At 70.4% G+C, this 15,057-nt stretch carries 18 protein-coding genes; 9 read left to right on the top strand and 9 right to left on the bottom strand.

Going from position 1 to position 15,057, the window contains the following annotated elements; translation table 11 throughout:
- Window positions 1-11 precede the first annotated feature (11 nt).
- Both WFK95_RS05425 and WFK95_RS05420 read right to left on the bottom strand, forming a co-directional pair.
- Window positions 12-1,997 carry a thioredoxin domain-containing protein gene (locus WFK95_RS05425; RefSeq protein WP_336670082.1) on the bottom strand — a complete coding sequence of 662 codons (1,986 nt, stop codon included), beginning with the start codon at window positions 1,995-1,997 and terminating at the stop codon, window positions 12-14.
- A 77-nt stretch (window positions 1,998-2,074) separates the two neighbouring features.
- Window positions 2,075-2,476, bottom strand: coding sequence for a PaaI family thioesterase (locus WFK95_RS05420; protein WP_224645843.1), 402 nt, complete (start codon window positions 2,474-2,476; stop codon window positions 2,075-2,077).
- Window positions 2,477-2,602: 126 nt separating this feature from the next.
- Between WFK95_RS05420 and WFK95_RS05415 the strand changes: the two genes are divergently transcribed.
- Together WFK95_RS05415 and WFK95_RS05410 are read left to right on the top strand one after the other, a co-directional pair.
- Complete coding sequence (locus WFK95_RS05415; protein WP_224645842.1) at window positions 2,603-3,220, top strand: TetR/AcrR family transcriptional regulator; 618 nt, start codon at window positions 2,603-2,605, stop codon at window positions 3,218-3,220.
- A 49-nt stretch (window positions 3,221-3,269) separates the two neighbouring features.
- Complete coding sequence (locus WFK95_RS05410) at window positions 3,270-3,761, top strand: SRPBCC family protein (RefSeq protein WP_336670081.1); 492 nt, start codon at window positions 3,270-3,272, stop codon at window positions 3,759-3,761.
- A 3-nt stretch (window positions 3,762-3,764) separates the two neighbouring features.
- Here WFK95_RS05410 and WFK95_RS05405 read toward each other — a convergent pair whose 3' ends face one another.
- A complete protein-coding gene (locus WFK95_RS05405; protein WP_224645840.1) occupies window positions 3,765-4,733 on the bottom strand; it encodes a helix-turn-helix transcriptional regulator in 969 nt (322 codons plus the stop codon).
- Window positions 4,734-4,856: 123 nt separating this feature from the next.
- Here WFK95_RS05405 and WFK95_RS05400 point away from each other — a divergent pair, with 123 nt between their 5' ends.
- Both WFK95_RS05400 and WFK95_RS05395 read left to right on the top strand, forming a co-directional pair.
- Window positions 4,857-5,252, top strand: a complete 396-nt coding sequence (locus WFK95_RS05400) for a RidA family protein (RefSeq protein WP_336670080.1) — start codon at window positions 4,857-4,859, stop codon at window positions 5,250-5,252.
- 157 nt (window positions 5,253-5,409) lie between these two features.
- Complete coding sequence (locus WFK95_RS05395; RefSeq protein WP_224645838.1) at window positions 5,410-5,970, top strand: Uma2 family endonuclease; 561 nt, start codon at window positions 5,410-5,412, stop codon at window positions 5,968-5,970.
- On the opposite strand, the gene WFK95_RS05390 is transcribed toward WFK95_RS05395, so the two are convergent.
- Together WFK95_RS05390 and WFK95_RS05385 are read right to left on the bottom strand one after the other, a co-directional pair.
- A complete protein-coding gene (locus tag WFK95_RS05390) occupies window positions 5,971-7,872 on the bottom strand; it encodes an ArnT family glycosyltransferase (RefSeq protein WP_336670079.1) in 1,902 nt (633 codons plus the stop codon).
- Between the two features lie 193 nt (window positions 7,873-8,065).
- Entirely contained in the window at window positions 8,066-8,485 is a 420-nt protein-coding gene (locus WFK95_RS05385) for a MerR family transcriptional regulator (protein ID WP_224645837.1), read from the bottom strand.
- Window positions 8,486-8,534: 49 nt separating this feature from the next.
- Between WFK95_RS05385 and WFK95_RS05380 the strand changes: the two genes are divergently transcribed.
- A complete protein-coding gene (locus tag WFK95_RS05380; RefSeq protein WP_224645836.1) occupies window positions 8,535-8,924 on the top strand; it encodes a nuclear transport factor 2 family protein in 390 nt (129 codons plus the stop codon).
- A gap of 42 nt (window positions 8,925-8,966) precedes the next feature.
- Here the strand turns inward: WFK95_RS05380 and WFK95_RS05375 are convergent, their stop codons facing one another.
- Both WFK95_RS05375 and mca read right to left on the bottom strand, forming a co-directional pair.
- Entirely contained in the window at window positions 8,967-9,293 is a 327-nt protein-coding gene (locus WFK95_RS05375) for a hypothetical protein (protein WP_224645835.1), read from the bottom strand.
- On the bottom strand, window positions 9,293-10,159 hold the full coding sequence (mca, locus tag WFK95_RS05370) for a mycothiol conjugate amidase Mca (RefSeq protein WP_224645834.1): 867 nt from the start codon (window positions 10,157-10,159) through the stop codon (window positions 9,293-9,295). The genes WFK95_RS05375 and mca overlap by 1 nt, the downstream gene beginning before the upstream one ends.
- Before the next feature lie 61 nt (window positions 10,160-10,220).
- On the opposite strand from mca, the gene WFK95_RS05365 reads away from it, so the two are divergent.
- The 3 genes from WFK95_RS05365 to greA all read left to right on the top strand — a co-directional run bounded on the left by WFK95_RS05365 (window position 10,221) and on the right by greA (window position 12,066).
- On the top strand, window positions 10,221-10,649 hold the full coding sequence (locus tag WFK95_RS05365) for a DUF4307 domain-containing protein (RefSeq protein WP_224645833.1): 429 nt from the start codon (window positions 10,221-10,223) through the stop codon (window positions 10,647-10,649).
- Between the two features lie 89 nt (window positions 10,650-10,738).
- A complete protein-coding gene (locus tag WFK95_RS05360) occupies window positions 10,739-11,407 on the top strand; it encodes a queuosine precursor transporter (RefSeq protein ID WP_374201280.1) in 669 nt (222 codons plus the stop codon).
- 164 nt (window positions 11,408-11,571) lie between these two features.
- Complete coding sequence (gene greA, locus WFK95_RS05355) at window positions 11,572-12,066, top strand: transcription elongation factor GreA (protein WP_068524412.1); 495 nt, start codon at window positions 11,572-11,574, stop codon at window positions 12,064-12,066.
- A 72-nt stretch (window positions 12,067-12,138) separates the two neighbouring features.
- Here the strand turns inward: greA and WFK95_RS05350 are convergent, their stop codons facing one another.
- Complete coding sequence (locus tag WFK95_RS05350; RefSeq protein ID WP_336670078.1) at window positions 12,139-13,203, bottom strand: polysaccharide deacetylase family protein; 1,065 nt, start codon at window positions 13,201-13,203, stop codon at window positions 12,139-12,141.
- Between the two features lie 211 nt (window positions 13,204-13,414).
- Here WFK95_RS05350 and WFK95_RS05345 point away from each other — a divergent pair, with 211 nt between their 5' ends.
- A complete protein-coding gene (locus WFK95_RS05345) occupies window positions 13,415-13,882 on the top strand; it encodes a hypothetical protein (protein WP_224645830.1) in 468 nt (155 codons plus the stop codon).
- On the opposite strand, the gene WFK95_RS05340 is transcribed toward WFK95_RS05345, so the two are convergent.
- On the bottom strand, window positions 13,875-15,047 hold the full coding sequence (locus tag WFK95_RS05340) for a cystathionine gamma-synthase (RefSeq protein ID WP_224645829.1): 1,173 nt from the start codon (window positions 15,045-15,047) through the stop codon (window positions 13,875-13,877). The genes WFK95_RS05345 and WFK95_RS05340 overlap by 8 nt on opposite strands.
- Between the last annotated feature and the right edge of the window lie 10 nt (window positions 15,048-15,057).

Here is a 15,057-nt window from a genome sequence, read left to right as displayed (position 1 = left end):
ACATAGCACAGCTATCGCGCGATCTCTGTGGCGAGCGTCTCACCGTCGGTGACCGGCAGGGAGCAGACGGTGCCGTGGCAGACGTACGCCGCGGCCCGACCGTCGACGGGGCCGCGCCCCTCCAGCAGCGGATGCGAATCCTTAGCTCCGGCAATGACTACCGCGCCGCCTGGGGCGAGGCGGCGCGCCTCCGCCACCAGGGCGGCGGCGCCCGTCCCGTCGGCGACGGCGATCTGGAGCCCCGCCGCGGCCTGCTCGGCGACGGCGAGGTGGTGCCCCGCCCCGCGCGGCACCCGGCGGATCAGCTCCCCGGAGCGGGCCCGGGTGGCGGCGGCGAGCGGGGCGTAGCGCTCCCCGAGCAGCGCCTCGGCGTAGGTGAGGGCCTCGGCGACGATGCTCGCGCCGGCGGGGGTGGCGCCGTCCGCGGGGTCGCGCGGGCGGGTCAACAGCGTCTCGCCGTCCGACGGTGCGTCGTACCAGCTCCCGTCCGCCGCGGGGTCGGCGAAGCGCACGATCGCGGCGTCGAGGATCGCGGCTGCCGCTGCGGCCCAATGCGACTCGTCCGTGTCGGCGGCGCCCGCGTGCTGCGCCAGCGCGAGCAGGCCGGTGACGAGGGCGGCGTAGTCCTCCAGCATGCCGTCGGCTTCGCCGACCGCGCCGCCGAGTGAGCTGCGGCGCAGTCGCGCACCGTCCCAATGGGTTCCGAGGACGTAGCGCGCGACGGACGCGGCCTCGTCGACCCGGCCGGCCTCCGCCAGCGCGGTGATCGCGAGGCCGTTCCAGACGGTGACCACCTTGTCGTCGCGGCCGGGCTGCGGGCGCCGTGCCCGGACGTCGTAGAGCCGGCGTCGCACGTCGGCGAGGCGCACCGGGTCGGGCTCGCCCTGCAGCTGCAGCGTGGACGTTCCGTGCTCGAAGGTGCCGCCCGCGGTGACCGCGAAAACCTCGGCGGCCCAGGCGCCGTCGGCTTCGCCGAGCACCTCGACGAGCTGCGCCGGCGTCCACACGTAGGTGGCGCCCTCGACGCCGTGCCCGTCGACGACGGTGTCCGCGTCGAGCGAGGAGGCGAGCCCGCCACCGTCGACGCCGAGGTCGCGGATCAGGAAGTCGGCGGTCTCGTCGGCCACCCGCAGCGCCAGGGGTGAGCCGGTGCGGCGCCCGAGGTGGGCGTAGAAGCGGAGCAGAAGGGCGTTGTCGTACAACATCTTCTCGAAATGCGGCACCACCCAGTCGGCGTCCACGGCGTAGCGGGCGAAGCCGCCGGCGAGCTGGTCGTAGATGCCGCCGCGGGCCATCGCCTCGGCGCACCGCACGGCGACGCCGTAGGAGGCCGGGTCCCCGGTGCGCTCGTGGTGCCGCAGCAGGGCCTCGACGGTGGCCGACGGCGGGAACTTCGGCGCGCGGCCGAAGCCGCCCGACGGGTCCTCGTCGGCGCAGATCGCGCGCACCGCCCCGGCCAGGTCCTCGGCGGAGGGGGCGGCACCGTCGGGCAGGCCGGCGGAGGCCTGCCGCAGGTGCGCGGCCACCTGCCCGGAGACGCGGCTCACCTCGTCGCGCCGGTCGCGCCAGGTGTCGGTGATGGCCTCGAGGAGCTGCGGGAAGCTCGCCTGCCCGTTGCGAGGCTCCGGCGGGTAGTAGGTGCCGCAGTAGAAGGGCTCGCCGGACGGGGTGAGGAAGCAGGTCATGGGCCAGCCGCCCTGGCCGGTCATGGCGACGGTGGCGTTCATGTAGATCGCGTCGAGGTCGGGGCGCTCCTCGCGGTCGACCTTGATGCACACGAAGCCGGCGTTCATCTGCGCCGCGATGGCCTCGTTCTCGAAGGACTCGTGCGCCATCACGTGGCACCAGTGGCACGCGGCGTAGCCGATGGACAACAGGACGGGCACATCCCGCTCCGCCGCCTCCGCCAGCGCGGCCTCGCTCCACTCCTGCCAGTGCACGGGGTTGTCCGCGTGCTGGCGCAGGTAGGGGCTGGTCGACTCGCCGAGACGGTTCATGATTTCCATCATGCCCTCAGGCTCCCCGGAGCCGAACCCCTGCAGCCCCGAGGCCACGGCTCACCCCTTCACCGCGGTCAGCCCCGCCGCCGGACCGCCAGAACCTGACCGGTCCGGGCCACGTGCACTTCCTGATCGGAGTACAGATCGACCTGCACGAAGACGAGCGACTCCCCCTCCTTCGTCACGGACCCTCGCGCGACGAGGAACTCGCCCTTGCCCGCCTTCAAGAAGTACGTCGTCGATTCGACGGTCGTCCACAGATCACCGTCGTTCAAGCTGAGCGCGGCGGTCACCGCTCCGACCACGTCGGATGCGCCCATGATCGCGCCGCCATGCAGCCCGCCTCCCATGGTCGACAACTCCCCGCGATAGGGCAGTCTCGCCTCGACGCTCCCATCGGAGATGGACGTGAACTCCATCCCCAAGGTCCGGGCGAACGGCACCATGTCGAGGATCTGGTCGGACGTGAACTTCATGGTCGAGCTCCTTCGTTGCGGACGATCTCGCCGACGCCTACTCCACCCCCACACCGGTAGGTTTACATCTGTATGCTTACACCTGTCAATGACTCCGACGACCTTATCCACTACGGAGAAGCGCACATGGACACCGACCGGACGCAGCGCCCACGATCACCGCGCGGCGAAGGTGAGAGCCTTCGCGGCGACATCCTCGCCGCCGCCGATGAACTGATCACCGAAGCCGGAAGCGGGTCCGACCTGTCCCTGAGGGCGATCGCTCGACGCACGGGTGTCAGCCCCATGACCCTGTACCGACATTTCGACACGCTCGAAGCGATCGTCGACGAGGTGCAGCGACGGCACTATCTCGAGCTCGTCGAGGTACTGAGGGACCACGTCGAGAACAGCGACGACGGACTGTCGGCGTTCGCTCAAACCTTCGTCGGATACGGGCTGTCGAACCCCGGCCGATTCCGTCTGATGTTCGCGATGCCCCTCAACCCCGAGCGCGTCGTGCCCGACGACAAGCAGATACTCGGAACCCCGGCCCTCGAGCTGTTGGTCGGCACCATGCGCGCTCACCTGACTAAGCATCGACTCGAGCGCGACCCGTGGCGGGCGGCTACCACGCTCTGGGCGACGCTCCACGGCATCGTGCACCTGCGCCTCTCAGTCGGCATGCGCGGCGACTACGCCTGGCCGCCCGTTGAGACTCAGATCGCCGACGCGCTCGCCCCCTTCACCGTCGCCACCGCATGACACCGCAGTCACACTCGTCGAATCCGCGAAGCGACTACCGTCCAAGGTCATGAAGTGCACGACCTCGATCGAGATCGCGCTGCCACTGCAGCAGGTCGCGCAGCTGCTCTCCGACCCGGCGCACCTGCCGATGTGGCTGCGGGGCATGGAGGTCCACGAACCGGTGAGCGGGACGCACGGCGAGGTCGGGACGGTCTCGCGCGTCGTACTGCGGTCGGGGAAGCAGACGATGGAGCTCACCGAGACCATCACCCGCCGTGAACCGGCGGACCTGCGCACGCTCCCCGCAGGGACCGTCGTGCGGTACGAGCGGGAGATCGAGGGCGCGGGGATGTGGAACGCCGCGCGCGAGCGGCTGACGGAGGCCGGCCCGGACCGGACGTTATGGGAGAGCGAGAACGAGTACCGCTTCCGCAATCCCCTGATGCGCCTGATGGCGCTCCTGATTCCCGGCGTCTTCCGCAAGCAGCAACTGCAGCACATGGAGGACTTCAAGGCCTTCGCCGAGCAGGGAACGGACGTCCGCGACCACGGGGCCTGATCGTCAGGTGGGCGGGTAGCGGTCCGCGAGGACGATCGCCCGAGCACGCAGGGCGGCCCGCAACTCCTCGGGCGCGAGAGCCTCGGCGGCGGTGTCCAGCTGCCACACAGCCCACACCGCGTGACGCAGGTCCTCGAAGGAGACGTCGAGGCGGATGCGCCCGTCGGGCTCGGTGACTTCGGCGCGCACCGCGCGCGCGTGGTTCAGCAGTTCGTCGCGCCGCGCCGCCTCGACGCGGACGAGGACCGGAAGGTGGTTCTCGGAGAGGAACTGCGCGCTCCGCTCGGCCCAGATCCGGTCGAGGTCGACCTGCGCCGGTCGCTGCGCGGAGTCCGCGAGCGCCTCGGCCGCGAGCATCCGCGACACCCGGTACGTGCGGTCGTCACCCGCCTTCGCCGCGAGCAGGTACGTGCGCCCGCGCACCGTGACCAGGCCGATCGGATCGACGGTGTGCCACCGCGGTTCCTTCTCCGGCGCGGCGTACCGGAAGCGGAGCACGCGCCCCGCGAGGACGGCGCGACGGACCTCGCCCATGACCGCCGGGTCGAACTCCTCGGCCGCCGCGCGCCGGGACAGCAGGTCCGTCTCGGGCTCGACGAGGAAGCGTGACGCGGCCCGATCCAAGTCCGCGCGGTTCCCCTCCGGCAGCGCGTCGACGACCTTGCGCATCGCTGAGGCGAGGGCAGCGTTGAGGCCGAACACCTTCCGGCCCGTGCCCGACCCGGCGGTGAGCAGAGCGAGGGCCTCGTCGTGGGTCAGGCCCGTCAGCTCGGTACGGAAGCCCGGCAGGAGGGAGTAGCCGCCACGGCGCCCGCGATCGGCGTAGACGGGGACCCCGGCGGTCGAGAGCGCGTCGATGTCGCGCTGCACGGTGCGCGGCGACACCTCCAGCTCCGCGGCCAGTTCGTCTGCCGTCATCCGTCCGCGCCGGCGCAGGAGGAGCACCAGCGAAACCAGTCGATCGGCGCGCATGGCTCGATTGTCTCCGAAAATCACGACATGAGGTGACGTGATTCGCTGCGAGCCTGGTCGTACGGGTATCGACGGATGGCCACGGGGCCGCCGCACGCCCGCCGAACCGAACGGAGAAGTGCCATGGAACGCACGGCGATCAACCCGGTGTCCTGGTCGCAGGAACTCGGATTCAACCAGGGCGAACTGGTCACCGGACAGTCCCGGACCCTGTACGTCTCGGGGCAGACCGCGATGAGCCCCGACGGCCGGCCGAAGCACGAGGACGACGTCGCGGCGCAGCTCGCGCTCGCGGTCGACAACCTCGAGGCCGTGCTCGACGCGGCCGGGATGTCGCTCGCGAACCTGGTGCGCCTGAACGTCTACAGCACCGACATCGACGAGCTGTTCTCGCACTACGGCGTCCTCGCGGCGCGCCTCGGCGCCGCGGGGGTCGCCCCCACCACCACGATGCTCGGGGTGACCCGGCTCGCGATCCCGGGGCAGAAGGTCGAGCTGGAGGGCACCGCCGTCGGTTAGCCCGACGGTGCCGCCCGCGCCGGTCCCACCGGCGCGGGCGCCTGTCCGGCGTGACCGCCGCTCATCTCCCCCGCGGACCGCTCCGGGCCGCGGTTGATTCGGCCCTCGACCGACGTATCCTCGAAGTAGTCGCATTTCATCCGCGAAGGAGGCGCTCGTGACGGAACTTGTCGCGCCGTCGTGGATGCGCTCGCAGATCAGTGCCGAGCAATACGACTCCTGGTCCGAGGAGCAGTGCGCGGGCATCGAGATCGTGGACGGGATGGTCGTCGTGAGCCCGAGCGCATCGAAACGCCACAACCGCCTCGCTCGCCTGTTGGCGAACGCCCTTGATGCCGCGGCGGGCGAGGAGTGGAACGCCGACACTGATTTCGACGTCCGCCTGCAGGACGTACCGCTGACCAATCGGCGCCCCGACGTGATCGTCTACCGCGCGGAGTCGATCGACGTCTCCCCGACCCGGCCCCGTGACGTCCTACTCGTGGTGGAGGTCGTCTCCCCGGGTTCGGAGACAACGGACCGCGTCGTCAAGGCGGATCAGTACGCCAAGGCCGGAATCCGGTTCTACTGGCGCGTCGAGCAGGCCGCCGACGAACCCCCGATCGTGTACACCTACGTGCTCGACCCGGCGGCCCAGGCCTACCGCGACGGAGACGTGTTCACCGGCACGGTGAGCACCGCTGTCCCCTTCCCGGTATCCATCGATCTCCATGCATGACTACGTCACCAACTCGTAGACCGTCGCGCCCCCGACCTTGGTGGCGGTGAAGCTCTTCTCCACCCAGCTCTGGATCTCGGACTTCCCGCCGCCGGGGCGGAAGCCGCCGGAGGAGACGTAGTACGAGATCTTCCCGTCCTTCACCCACTGCTGGAACTGCGCGAGCGTGGGCGCGGGGTCGGAGCCGCTGAACCCGCCGATCGCGATCACCGGCCGCCCGGAGTTCAGCTGCAGCGAACCCTGGCTCTGCGCTCCGTTGACCGCGGCCGCCCACTGCGTGGTGGTGTCCTTGAGCAGGGCGATGAGCTCGGGGTCGGCCTTCTGCTCGCCGGGCCCCTTGCCGGCCTTGATGTCGTCGGCGCTCACGCCCTCCGGGAGCTCCACGCCCGCGGGCAGCTCGACCTTCGCTCCGCCGCCCGACGATGCCTTCCCCTCACGCCCACTCGGCCCGCCGAACATGTCGCCAGACTTCGCGGTCTTCACGGCCGTCGGCACGCCGCCGCTGTGCGCGGTGCTCGACGTCGAGACCGAGAACGCCGCCGTCGCAACGCCACCGGCGAGCAGCGCGAGCACCAGCGCGGCGGCGACCGCCCGACCGGAACCGCGCCGGGTCACGACCAGCGCGACGATCGCCGCCGCCATCAGGACGCCGACGACGATCCCCAGCCATGGCCAGGCATACCCGGCTCGCCACGCGCGGACGATGCCCCAGCCACCAGCGGCCACCACCAGAGAGGCGAGCGCGAGCGTGCCCGGCACCGTCGACCTGCGGCTCCACGCGACGGCGGCGCCGCCGCCCACGAGCACCGCGATCGCCGGGACGAGTGCCACGGTGTAGTACGGGTGCACGGTGCCGCTCATGTACGAGAAGACCACGCCGGTCACCACGAGCCAGGTGCCGAAGACGGTGAGCCCCAGCGCGAGATCACGATCCAAGCGACGCCGCGCCACCAGCACGAGACCGATCACCAGCACCAGCAGCGCAGCCGGCAGCAGCCACGAGATCTCGTTGCCGAACTCGTTGCTGAACAGGCGCGCGAGGCTCGGCGTGCCGCCGAAGGACGTGCCCGTGGCGCCGTTTCCGCCCGGCCCGCCGCCGCCGAAGCCGCCGGAACCGGAGCCGCCGCTGTTCCCGACGATCCGTGCGAGACCGTTGTAGCCGAGCACCAGATCCATGAAGGTGCCGTCCTTCGACCCGCCGATGTACGGCCGCGACGACGCGGGCCACAGCACCGTCAGCAGCACGTACCAGCCGGCCGAAACGACCACGGCGACAACACCCAGCGCCAGATCCCGAGCCCGCCGCAGCCAGGAGGTCTGCGCGAACAACAGGTACGCGAGCCCGAACCCGGGCAGCACCAGCAGGCCCTGCAGCATCTTGGTGAGGAAGGCGAAGCCGAGCAGCGCGCCGCACGCCACGAGCCAGCGCCACGACGCCGCCTGGCATGCCCGCACGGTGCAGTAGGCCGCGGCGGTCATGAGCAGTACCAGCAGCGCATCGGGGTTGTTGAACCGGAAGATCAGCACCGCCGCGGGGGTCAGCGCGCACACGGCGCCCGCCAGCAGCGCCCCTCCGATCGCGATCCGCGACGGAAGCGAGCCGAGGAGCCGGCGGGTCGTCAGGTACACCAGCCCGACGGTGCCGACCCCCATCAGCGCCTGCGGTAGGAGGATCGACCAGGACGAGAGACCGAGGACCCGCACGAACAGGCCGGTCACCCACAGCGCCGCGGGCGGCTTGTCGACGGTGATCACGTTGCCCGGGTCGAGCGAGCCGAACAGCCAGGCCTTCCAGCTCAGCCCGCCGGCCTGCGCCGCGGCGGCGTAGAAGTCGTTGCCGTAGCCGCTGATCGACAGGTTCCAGCAGTACAGCAGCGCCGTGGCGGCGAGCAGTGCGGTCACGGCACAGCGCCGCGGAGTCATGTACTTCACGGAAGCCACCGTCGCGGGCGGAACTGCGCGCCCCCGGCCCTGAGCCTGGGAAGTCGCTGTGAGGTCCCCTACCGGGGCTCGTCGGCCCCGGCACCGTCGGATCCGCCCGACGGTCCGCCGCGTGCGGGGGTGGGCGCGGGGTCGCGCGTGTAGGCCGACCGGTTCATCGGCGCGCCGCCGTCGGGCGCTGCTCCGCAGCGCCCGCACCGAACGGCCCGTAGGTCTCGGCTCCGAGTCGCGCAGCCTCGTCTATGTAGTGCGCGAGCGCCGCTCGTGATCGGGTCAGCGTGCCGATCTGATCGTCCAGGCGGTCCAGTCGGCCTCGCATGGCCTCGATCAGCTCCGGGCAGCCGAAGAGCTGCGGGGCCTCACCCCTGGCGCAAGGCAGGAGGTAGGCGATGTCGTCCGTCGAGAGACCGGCGGCGAGCAGGTGCCGGATCTGCCGCACCGTGACGACGTCGTCCTCGCTGTAGACCCGGTACCCCGCGGCGGTGCGCCCCGGATCCAGCAGTGCCTGCGCCTCGTAGTACCGCAGCTGGTGGGCGTTGACACCCGTTCGGCGACTCAGATCTCCGATGTGCATTCGTCAGCCCCTTGACCTTCAGACCGGCCTCAACGTTCACCATGGTCGCATGAACTCCTACACACCCTCCCCAGGTGACCGGACGCCCGATGAGAACGACGGCTTCGCCGCACTCGTCGCGGCGTACCTCGCGATGTGGAACGAACGCGACCCGCGGGCCCGGCATGCGCTGGCTGCCGCGGTGTTCACGCCCGACGCGTACTACGTGGACCCGAACTCCGCGGCGCGGGGAATCGCTGCCATCGATGCCTACGTGGCTGGCTGGCAGGCCCAGTTCCCCGATTCCGAGTTCACGCGTGGCGCGCTGCACGGCCATCACCACGTCGTGTACTTCGAGTGGAGCTTCGGGTCGCCCGGGAACCCGCCGGCGGGGAACGGCCGCGATGTGGCCGTCGTCGAGAACGGCCGGATCAGCACCGTCTACGGATTCTTCCAGTAGTAGCGGGCGAACCGCCCCGCCGATCCGGCGGCGTGCGTCGAGCTACCGGGGCTCGTCGCCCCCGGCACCGTCAGCACTGTTCGACGGTCCGCCGTCGCCCTTGGTGAGCGAGGCCCCGTCGGCCTCGATCCCCGCGTGGTCGGTGCCGCCGGCCTCGTCGCCCTCGCCGGGCGCCTCGTCGTCGAAGGACTCGGGGAGGTTCTTGACGTGCTTGTTCATCGAGCGGATGAGCAGGAAGGTCACCGCCAGAAGCGCGACGATCACGGCCAGGCCGAGCGGGCCCGACTTGCCGAACTCCGGCCCCTTGGGCTTCTGCGGGTCCTGCGCGAGGATCGCGACGTCGGTGGCGAGCTGCAGTAGCGGTCCCATCACTTCTCGATCCCGCTGAACAGGTCCTTCTCAGGCATCCTGCTGCTCACAGTGGTCTTCGCCAACTCGTACTCCTCGGTCGGCCACAGGCGCTGCTGCCACTCCATCGGCACCGCGAAGAACGGCCCGTTGGGGTCGATCTGGGTGGCGTGCGCGCGCAGCGCGTCATCACGCACGGGGAAGTACTCGCCGCATTCGACCTGCGTGGTCACGCGGGCCATCATGTCGTTCTTCTCGTCCTTCCACCGCGCGAGCCACTCGGTGTAGGGGTTCTCGAGGCCGTTCTTCTCGAACTCGTCCGCGAAGGCCTGGAACTTGCCGCGCAGGAAGCCGTGGCTGTAGTAGACCTTCGAGATCTGCCAGGGCTCGCCGGCGTCGGGGAACTGCGCGGGATCGGCGGCGGCCTCGTAGGCCGCCATCGAGACGGTGTGGGTCATGATGTGGTCGGGGTGCGGGTAGCCGCCGTTCTCGTCGTACGTGATCATCACGTGCGGGCGGAACTCGCGGATCAGGCGCACCAGCGTCTCCGTGGGCACCTCCACCGGCTCCAGCGCGAAGCAGCCGTCCGGGAGCGGGGGCAGCGGGTCGCCCTCGGGCAGCCCCGAGTCGACGAAGCCGAGCCAGCGGTGCTCGACGCCCAGGATGGCGGCGGCCTTGGCCATCTCCTCGCGGCGCACCTCGGGCAGGCGGTCCTTGACGCCCGCGACGTCCATCGCGGGGTTGAGGATGTCGCCCCGTTCGCCGCCCGTGAACGTCGCGACCAGCACGTCGTTCCCCTCGGCCGCGTACCGCGCCATGGTGGCGGCGCCCTTGCTCGACTCGTCGTCCGGGTGCGCGTGAACGGCGAGGAGGCGGTATCCGGTCATGACCCCCAGTGTTCCACGATCGGGCGCGGGCCCGCCGCGCCGGGTGTGCTTCGATGGAAGCATGTCGACCGCCCCTGTCCGCCCCTCCGATCGCTACCCCGACGAGCGCGATCCCGCGCGCACCCGTCGTATCGGACTCATCGGGCTGGTGGTGGTCGTGATCCTCGGCGTGGGCCTCGCGTGGATGGGCTATCAGAAGTTCTCGCGGCAGCCGGTCACCGGCGAGACCGCGGGCTACGAGGTGCTGTCCGATTCGGCGGTGGATGTGCAGGTCACCGTGACCCGCACCGACCCGCAGCAGGCGGTCAGCTGCATCGTCTACGCCAAGAACAAGGCGGGCGACGAGATCGGCCGCCGCGAGTTCTACGTCGCCCCGTCACCGGACCCCGTCGTGGTGGTCAGCAGCGAGGTGCGCACCACGGAACCGCCCGCCGTCGGCGACGTCTTCGGTTGCGGGACGAACGTGCCCGCGTATCTTGACCGTGCGTGAGCACTGACAACTCCCCCACCCCGAAGTCTGGGCAGCCGGCCCGCAACCGCGGTCCGGCCTTCGCCACAGTCAGCAGTTACTACTTCCCCATGCTCGTCGGCCTGTTCGTCGGCGTCATGATCATCAGCAACATCACCGGCACCAAGGCCGTGCTGTTCGCCCCGTCGTTGCACGTCGAGATCCTCGGCCTGCAGATCGACGGCATCGCCACCGACGGCGCCTTCTACCTCTTCCCCCTCGCGTACGTCCTCGGCGACGTGATCTCCGAGGTGTACGGCTTCCGGGCCATGCGTCGCGTGATCCTCACCGGGTTCGCGATCCTCGCGCTCGCGGCGCTGTGCTTCTGGGTGACCACGCTGCTGCCGCCCGCCCCGGGCTGGCCCAACGACGAGGCCTTCAAGACCGTCGCGGGTGTGGTCCCGCGGTTCCTGATCGCCGGCCTCGCGGGCTACCTGGTGGGCGAGTTCATGAACTCCTGGGTCCTGGTGCGCATGAAGGCCTGGACTGGTGAGAAGCACCTGTGGTCGCGGCTGCTCGGCTCCACGGTCGTCGGCGAGTTCTTCGACACCCTGGTCTTCTGCTCCATCGCCGCGCCCGCGCTCGGCTTCACCACCCCGGGTCAGTTCCTCAACTACCTGATCCTGGGATTCGTGTGGAAGACGCTGGTCGAGATCCTCATCATGCCGCTGAGCTACGCGCTGTGCGGCTTCCTCAAACGCCGGGAGCCCACCTACCAGCAGGCGCTCCAGGCCGCCTGATCCGAATACCCGTTTCCGTTTCCCATGCTAGAATCAGCGGATACACGGTTCCGGATGGAGCCGTGTATTGCTGCATTTACGGGCCCCGGGCACCGTTTCGGGGCCGGCCGGCTGTGGGATGGTGAAGCCGCAGCGGGCCGCCGACTACGACGAAGGACGAAGAAATGACGGACACTCAGGTGACGTGGTTGACCCCCGAGTCCCACGAGCGCCTCAAGCACGAGTTGGACGCCTTGATCGCCAACCGCCCCGTCATCGCCGCCGAGATCAATGAGCGTCGCGAAGAGGGCGATCTCAAGGAGAACGGTGGCTACCACGCCGCGCGCGACGAGCAGGGCCAGCAGGAGGCGCGTATCCGCCAGCTGCAGGAGCTCCTCAACAACGCGAAGGTCGGCGAGGCCCCCACGCAGTCCGGCGTGGCGCTCCCCGGCTCGGTCGTGAAGGTCTACTACGACGGCGACGAGAAGGACACCGAGACCTTCCTCATCGCCACGCGCGAGGAGGGCGGGGGCGACGGTGAACTGGAGATCTACTCCCCCAACTCCCCGCTCGGCGCGGCCCTGATCGACGCGAAGGTCGGCGAGACCCGCGAGTACACGATCCCCAGCGGCGCGGTCGTCAAGGTGACCCTGGTCAGCGCGGAGCCGTACCACTCCTGAGCTCCCCGGCACCGTCGAAAGCGGGCCCGCCCCCAGTGGGGACGGGCCCGCTTTCGCGTGTCGGCGTCGCTGCTATCCGGCGCGGCTGCTCTGGAGCTGGCTGACGGTGACGAAGGCGTAGCCCTGGTCGCCGAGCTGCGTCATCATGCGGTCCATCGCCGTCGCCGACGAGACGAAGGTGTCGTGCAGCATCACGATCTGTCCCGGCTTCACCTTCAGCAGCACCTGCGTCAGGCCGTCAGGATCACCCTGGTAGTTGTAGTCCATCGAATCCAGGTCCCAGAGGACCTGGGTGAGGCCCAGCCGCTTGCCGGCGTCCACGACGGACGGCGACGTGTGCCCGCCCATCGGTCGGAACAGCGTGGGCGCGCTTCCCACGGAGCTGCGGATCGCGTCGTTGGTCTGCTGCAACTGCGCGGTGCTGTCGGTCTCGGACAGCGTCGTCATGTCGGGCTGGGTCCAGGTGCCGTTGGCGACCTCGTTCCCGGTGCCGGCGATCGCCGTCATGATGTCGGGGTTGAGGTTGACCTGCGCGCCGGTCACGAAGAACGTGCCCTTGGCGCCGTGATTGTCGAGGATCTGCAGGAACTGCCTGGTCGCGGGCCCGGGGCCGCCGGAGAAGGTGAGCGCGACGCACTTGCTCTTGGCGCAGTCGACGCTGCCGTCCGGCAGGTACACGGGCTTGGTCACCGGCTTCGCCGCCGCCTGCGGGGCGGGCGCGGGGGTCGACGTGCCGCCGCCCTGGCCCGACGGTCCGCCCTCGCCCCGGTTCGCGTCGCCGCCGGCCGCCGTGGCGGGGGCGGGCGGGACCGCGGGCGCAGTGGGTCCGGCGACGGTGGGCTGCGGCTTCGCGGGCGCGTTCGGCGGCGGCACCACCACGGTCATCGTGGCTGGGGCCTGCGGCGACGGGGGCGCGGTGGTCTGCCCCGGCGGCACGGCCCCGGGGTTGACCCCGGCGCTCGGCTTCGAGGAGGCGCCCGACGGGGCCGACGGCAGCGGGTCGAAGGTGAGGCTCGACCCGAGTCGGCTCGTATCGCCGCCGGTCACGCCGCACCCGACCGCGACGGCAGCCGCGATCACGAGGGCACTCCCCGCGACCGCGTAGTTGCGGACCTTCCGGCTCTGCTTCGGCCTCAAGAACTCACTCCAGCCACTTGTGTCATGTTCTACAACAAGAGCCACTTTAGTCCCACGAACCCTGAAGGGGAAGTCGAAGGTTTAGATGGTGACCGAGTCGTTACTCCGGGCGACCACCTGTGCGGTCGCGGATCGGACATCTTTCGAGGCGGCCGCGCCCACCTAAGGCGCGAACAAGGAGCCGACAAGGACGGCAGCGGACCATCGTGCCGTGCATCCGAACTACTTCGAGCCGTGGCATCGGCGCCACCCCGCCGCCTTCGTCGTCCTGACCGTGACGGCGATCGTCCTGGTCATCCTCACGGTGGGCGCCGGCCTGCTCCTCGGACTGGCCGTGCTGTTCGTGCACGCGCTGTCCGACCCGGTCCCCGTCGACGCCCATGACGAGCGCACGGTGCGAGCGCGGTTCAGCATCTACGCCGACGACGTCGACGCGTCGCGCGACGTGTCGGGCATGTGGTGCACGCGGCTGAAGAACGGTGCCGGGAGCACCCGTTGGTTCCCGCCCGGCCCCCGATCCACCGGCGACGTCACCGTCGACGGCGAGGCCGCCACGATGGTCGTGCACTACTCGCCGCAGGGTGTCCCGAGCGACCCGGACGAGGACCCCGTCCGGGCGAAGACGCTGCTGCAGTTCCGCTACGAGTCCGGGATGTGGCGGTACTGCGGCGTCAGCTGAACGCGTTCTCCAGGTCGGCGACCAGGTCGCCGATGTCCTCGATGCCGACGGACAGCCGCACCAGGTCCTCGGGGACCTCGAGCTGCGAGCCGGCGGTGGACGCGTGGGTCATCGCGGCGGGGTGCTCGATGAGCGACTCGATGCCGCCCAGCGACTCGGCGAGCGTGAAGATCTCGGTCCGCGCGCAGAACCGCTGCGCCGCTTCGCGTCCGCCGGCGAGGCGGACGGAGATCATGCCGCCGAAGCGCTTCATCTGCTTGGCCGCGACCGCGTGGTTCGGGTGGCTCTCGAGGCCCGGGTACAGCACCGTCGACACCTCGGGACGGCCGGAGAGGAACTCGACGATCTTCTCCGCGTTGTCGCAGTGCCGGTCCATCCGGACGCCGAGCGTCTTGATGCCGCGCAGGGCGAGGTAGACGTCGAACGGGCCGGGCACCGCGCCCGCGCCGTTCTGCAGGAAGGCGAAGTCGGTGTCGAGCTGCTCGTCGTTGGTCACCAGCGCGCCACCGACGGTGTCGCTGTGCCCGCCGAGGTACTTGGTCACCGAGTGGAGCACCACGTCGGCGCCGAGGGCCAGCGGGGTCTGCAGGTACGGGCTGGCGAAGGTGTTGTCCACCACCAGCTTCGCGCCGCCGGCGTGGGCCACCTCGGCGAGGGCCTCGATGTCGCCGATGTTGAGCAGCGGGTTGGTCGGCGTCTCGATCCACACCAGCTTGGTGTTGGGGCGGATCGCCGCCCGCACGGCGTCGACGTCGGTGACGGGCGCCGGGGTGTGCTCGATCCCCCACTGCGAGAAGACCTTGTCGATGAGACGGAAGGTCCCGCCGTAGGCGTCATCGGGGATGATCAGGTGATCGCCCGGGCGCAGGGTGGCGCGCAGCAGGCAGTCGGTGGCGGCCATGCCGGAGGCGAAGCCGCGGCCGAAGGTGCCCTCCTCGATCGCGGCGAGGTTGGCCTCGTAGGCGCGCCGGGTCGGGTTGCCGGTGCGGGCGTACTCGAAGCCGCCGCGCATGCCGCCGACGCCGTCCTGGGCGAAGGTGGAGCTGGCGTAGATCGGCACGTTGACGGCGCCGGTCAGCGGGTCGGGCTCGTAGCCGGCGTGGATCGCGCGGGTCGAGAAACCCTGCGCCGCATGCTTGTCGATGGCGCTCTTCTGCTCACTCATGTCGCTGGCC

Origin of the sequence: Tsukamurella sp. USMM236 (assembly GCF_037148755.1) — a bacterium.
GTDB lineage: Bacteria > Actinomycetota > Actinomycetes > Mycobacteriales > Mycobacteriaceae > Tsukamurella.
The sequence above is the reverse complement of the archived record's forward strand: the minus strand, read 5'-3'. Positions and strand labels throughout refer to the sequence as shown.

Coding starts and splice junctions, on each gene's coding strand:
- WFK95_RS05375 (WP_224645835.1), bottom strand. CDS start 9,293: ATGGGACCGCTACTGCAGCTCGCCACCGACGTCGCGATCCTCGCGCAG.
- greA (WP_068524412.1), top strand. CDS start 11,572: ATGACGGACACTCAGGTGACGTGGTTGACCCCCGAGTCCCACGAGCGC.
- WFK95_RS05425 (WP_336670082.1), bottom strand. CDS start 1,997: ATGAACCGTCTCGGCGAGTCGACCAGCCCCTACCTGCGCCAGCACGCG.
- WFK95_RS05415 (WP_224645842.1), top strand. CDS start 2,603: ATGGACACCGACCGGACGCAGCGCCCACGATCACCGCGCGGCGAAGGT.
- WFK95_RS05420 (WP_224645843.1), bottom strand. CDS start 2,476: ATGAAGTTCACGTCCGACCAGATCCTCGACATGGTGCCGTTCGCCCGG.
- WFK95_RS05385 (WP_224645837.1), bottom strand. CDS start 8,485: ATGCACATCGGAGATCTGAGTCGCCGAACGGGTGTCAACGCCCACCAG.
- WFK95_RS05365 (WP_224645833.1), top strand. CDS start 10,221: ATGTCGACCGCCCCTGTCCGCCCCTCCGATCGCTACCCCGACGAGCGC.
- mca (WP_224645834.1), bottom strand. CDS start 10,159: ATGACCGGATACCGCCTCCTCGCCGTTCACGCGCACCCGGACGACGAG.
- WFK95_RS05400 (WP_336670080.1), top strand. CDS start 4,857: ATGGAACGCACGGCGATCAACCCGGTGTCCTGGTCGCAGGAACTCGGA.
- WFK95_RS05340 (WP_224645829.1), bottom strand. CDS start 15,047: ATGAGTGAGCAGAAGAGCGCCATCGACAAGCATGCGGCGCAGGGTTTC.
- WFK95_RS05380 (WP_224645836.1), top strand. CDS start 8,535: ATGAACTCCTACACACCCTCCCCAGGTGACCGGACGCCCGATGAGAAC.
- WFK95_RS05405 (WP_224645840.1), bottom strand. CDS start 4,733: ATGCGCGCCGATCGACTGGTTTCGCTGGTGCTCCTCCTGCGCCGGCGC.
- WFK95_RS05410 (WP_336670081.1), top strand. CDS start 3,270: ATGAAGTGCACGACCTCGATCGAGATCGCGCTGCCACTGCAGCAGGTC.
- WFK95_RS05360 (WP_374201280.1), top strand. CDS start 10,739: ATGCTCGTCGGCCTGTTCGTCGGCGTCATGATCATCAGCAACATCACC.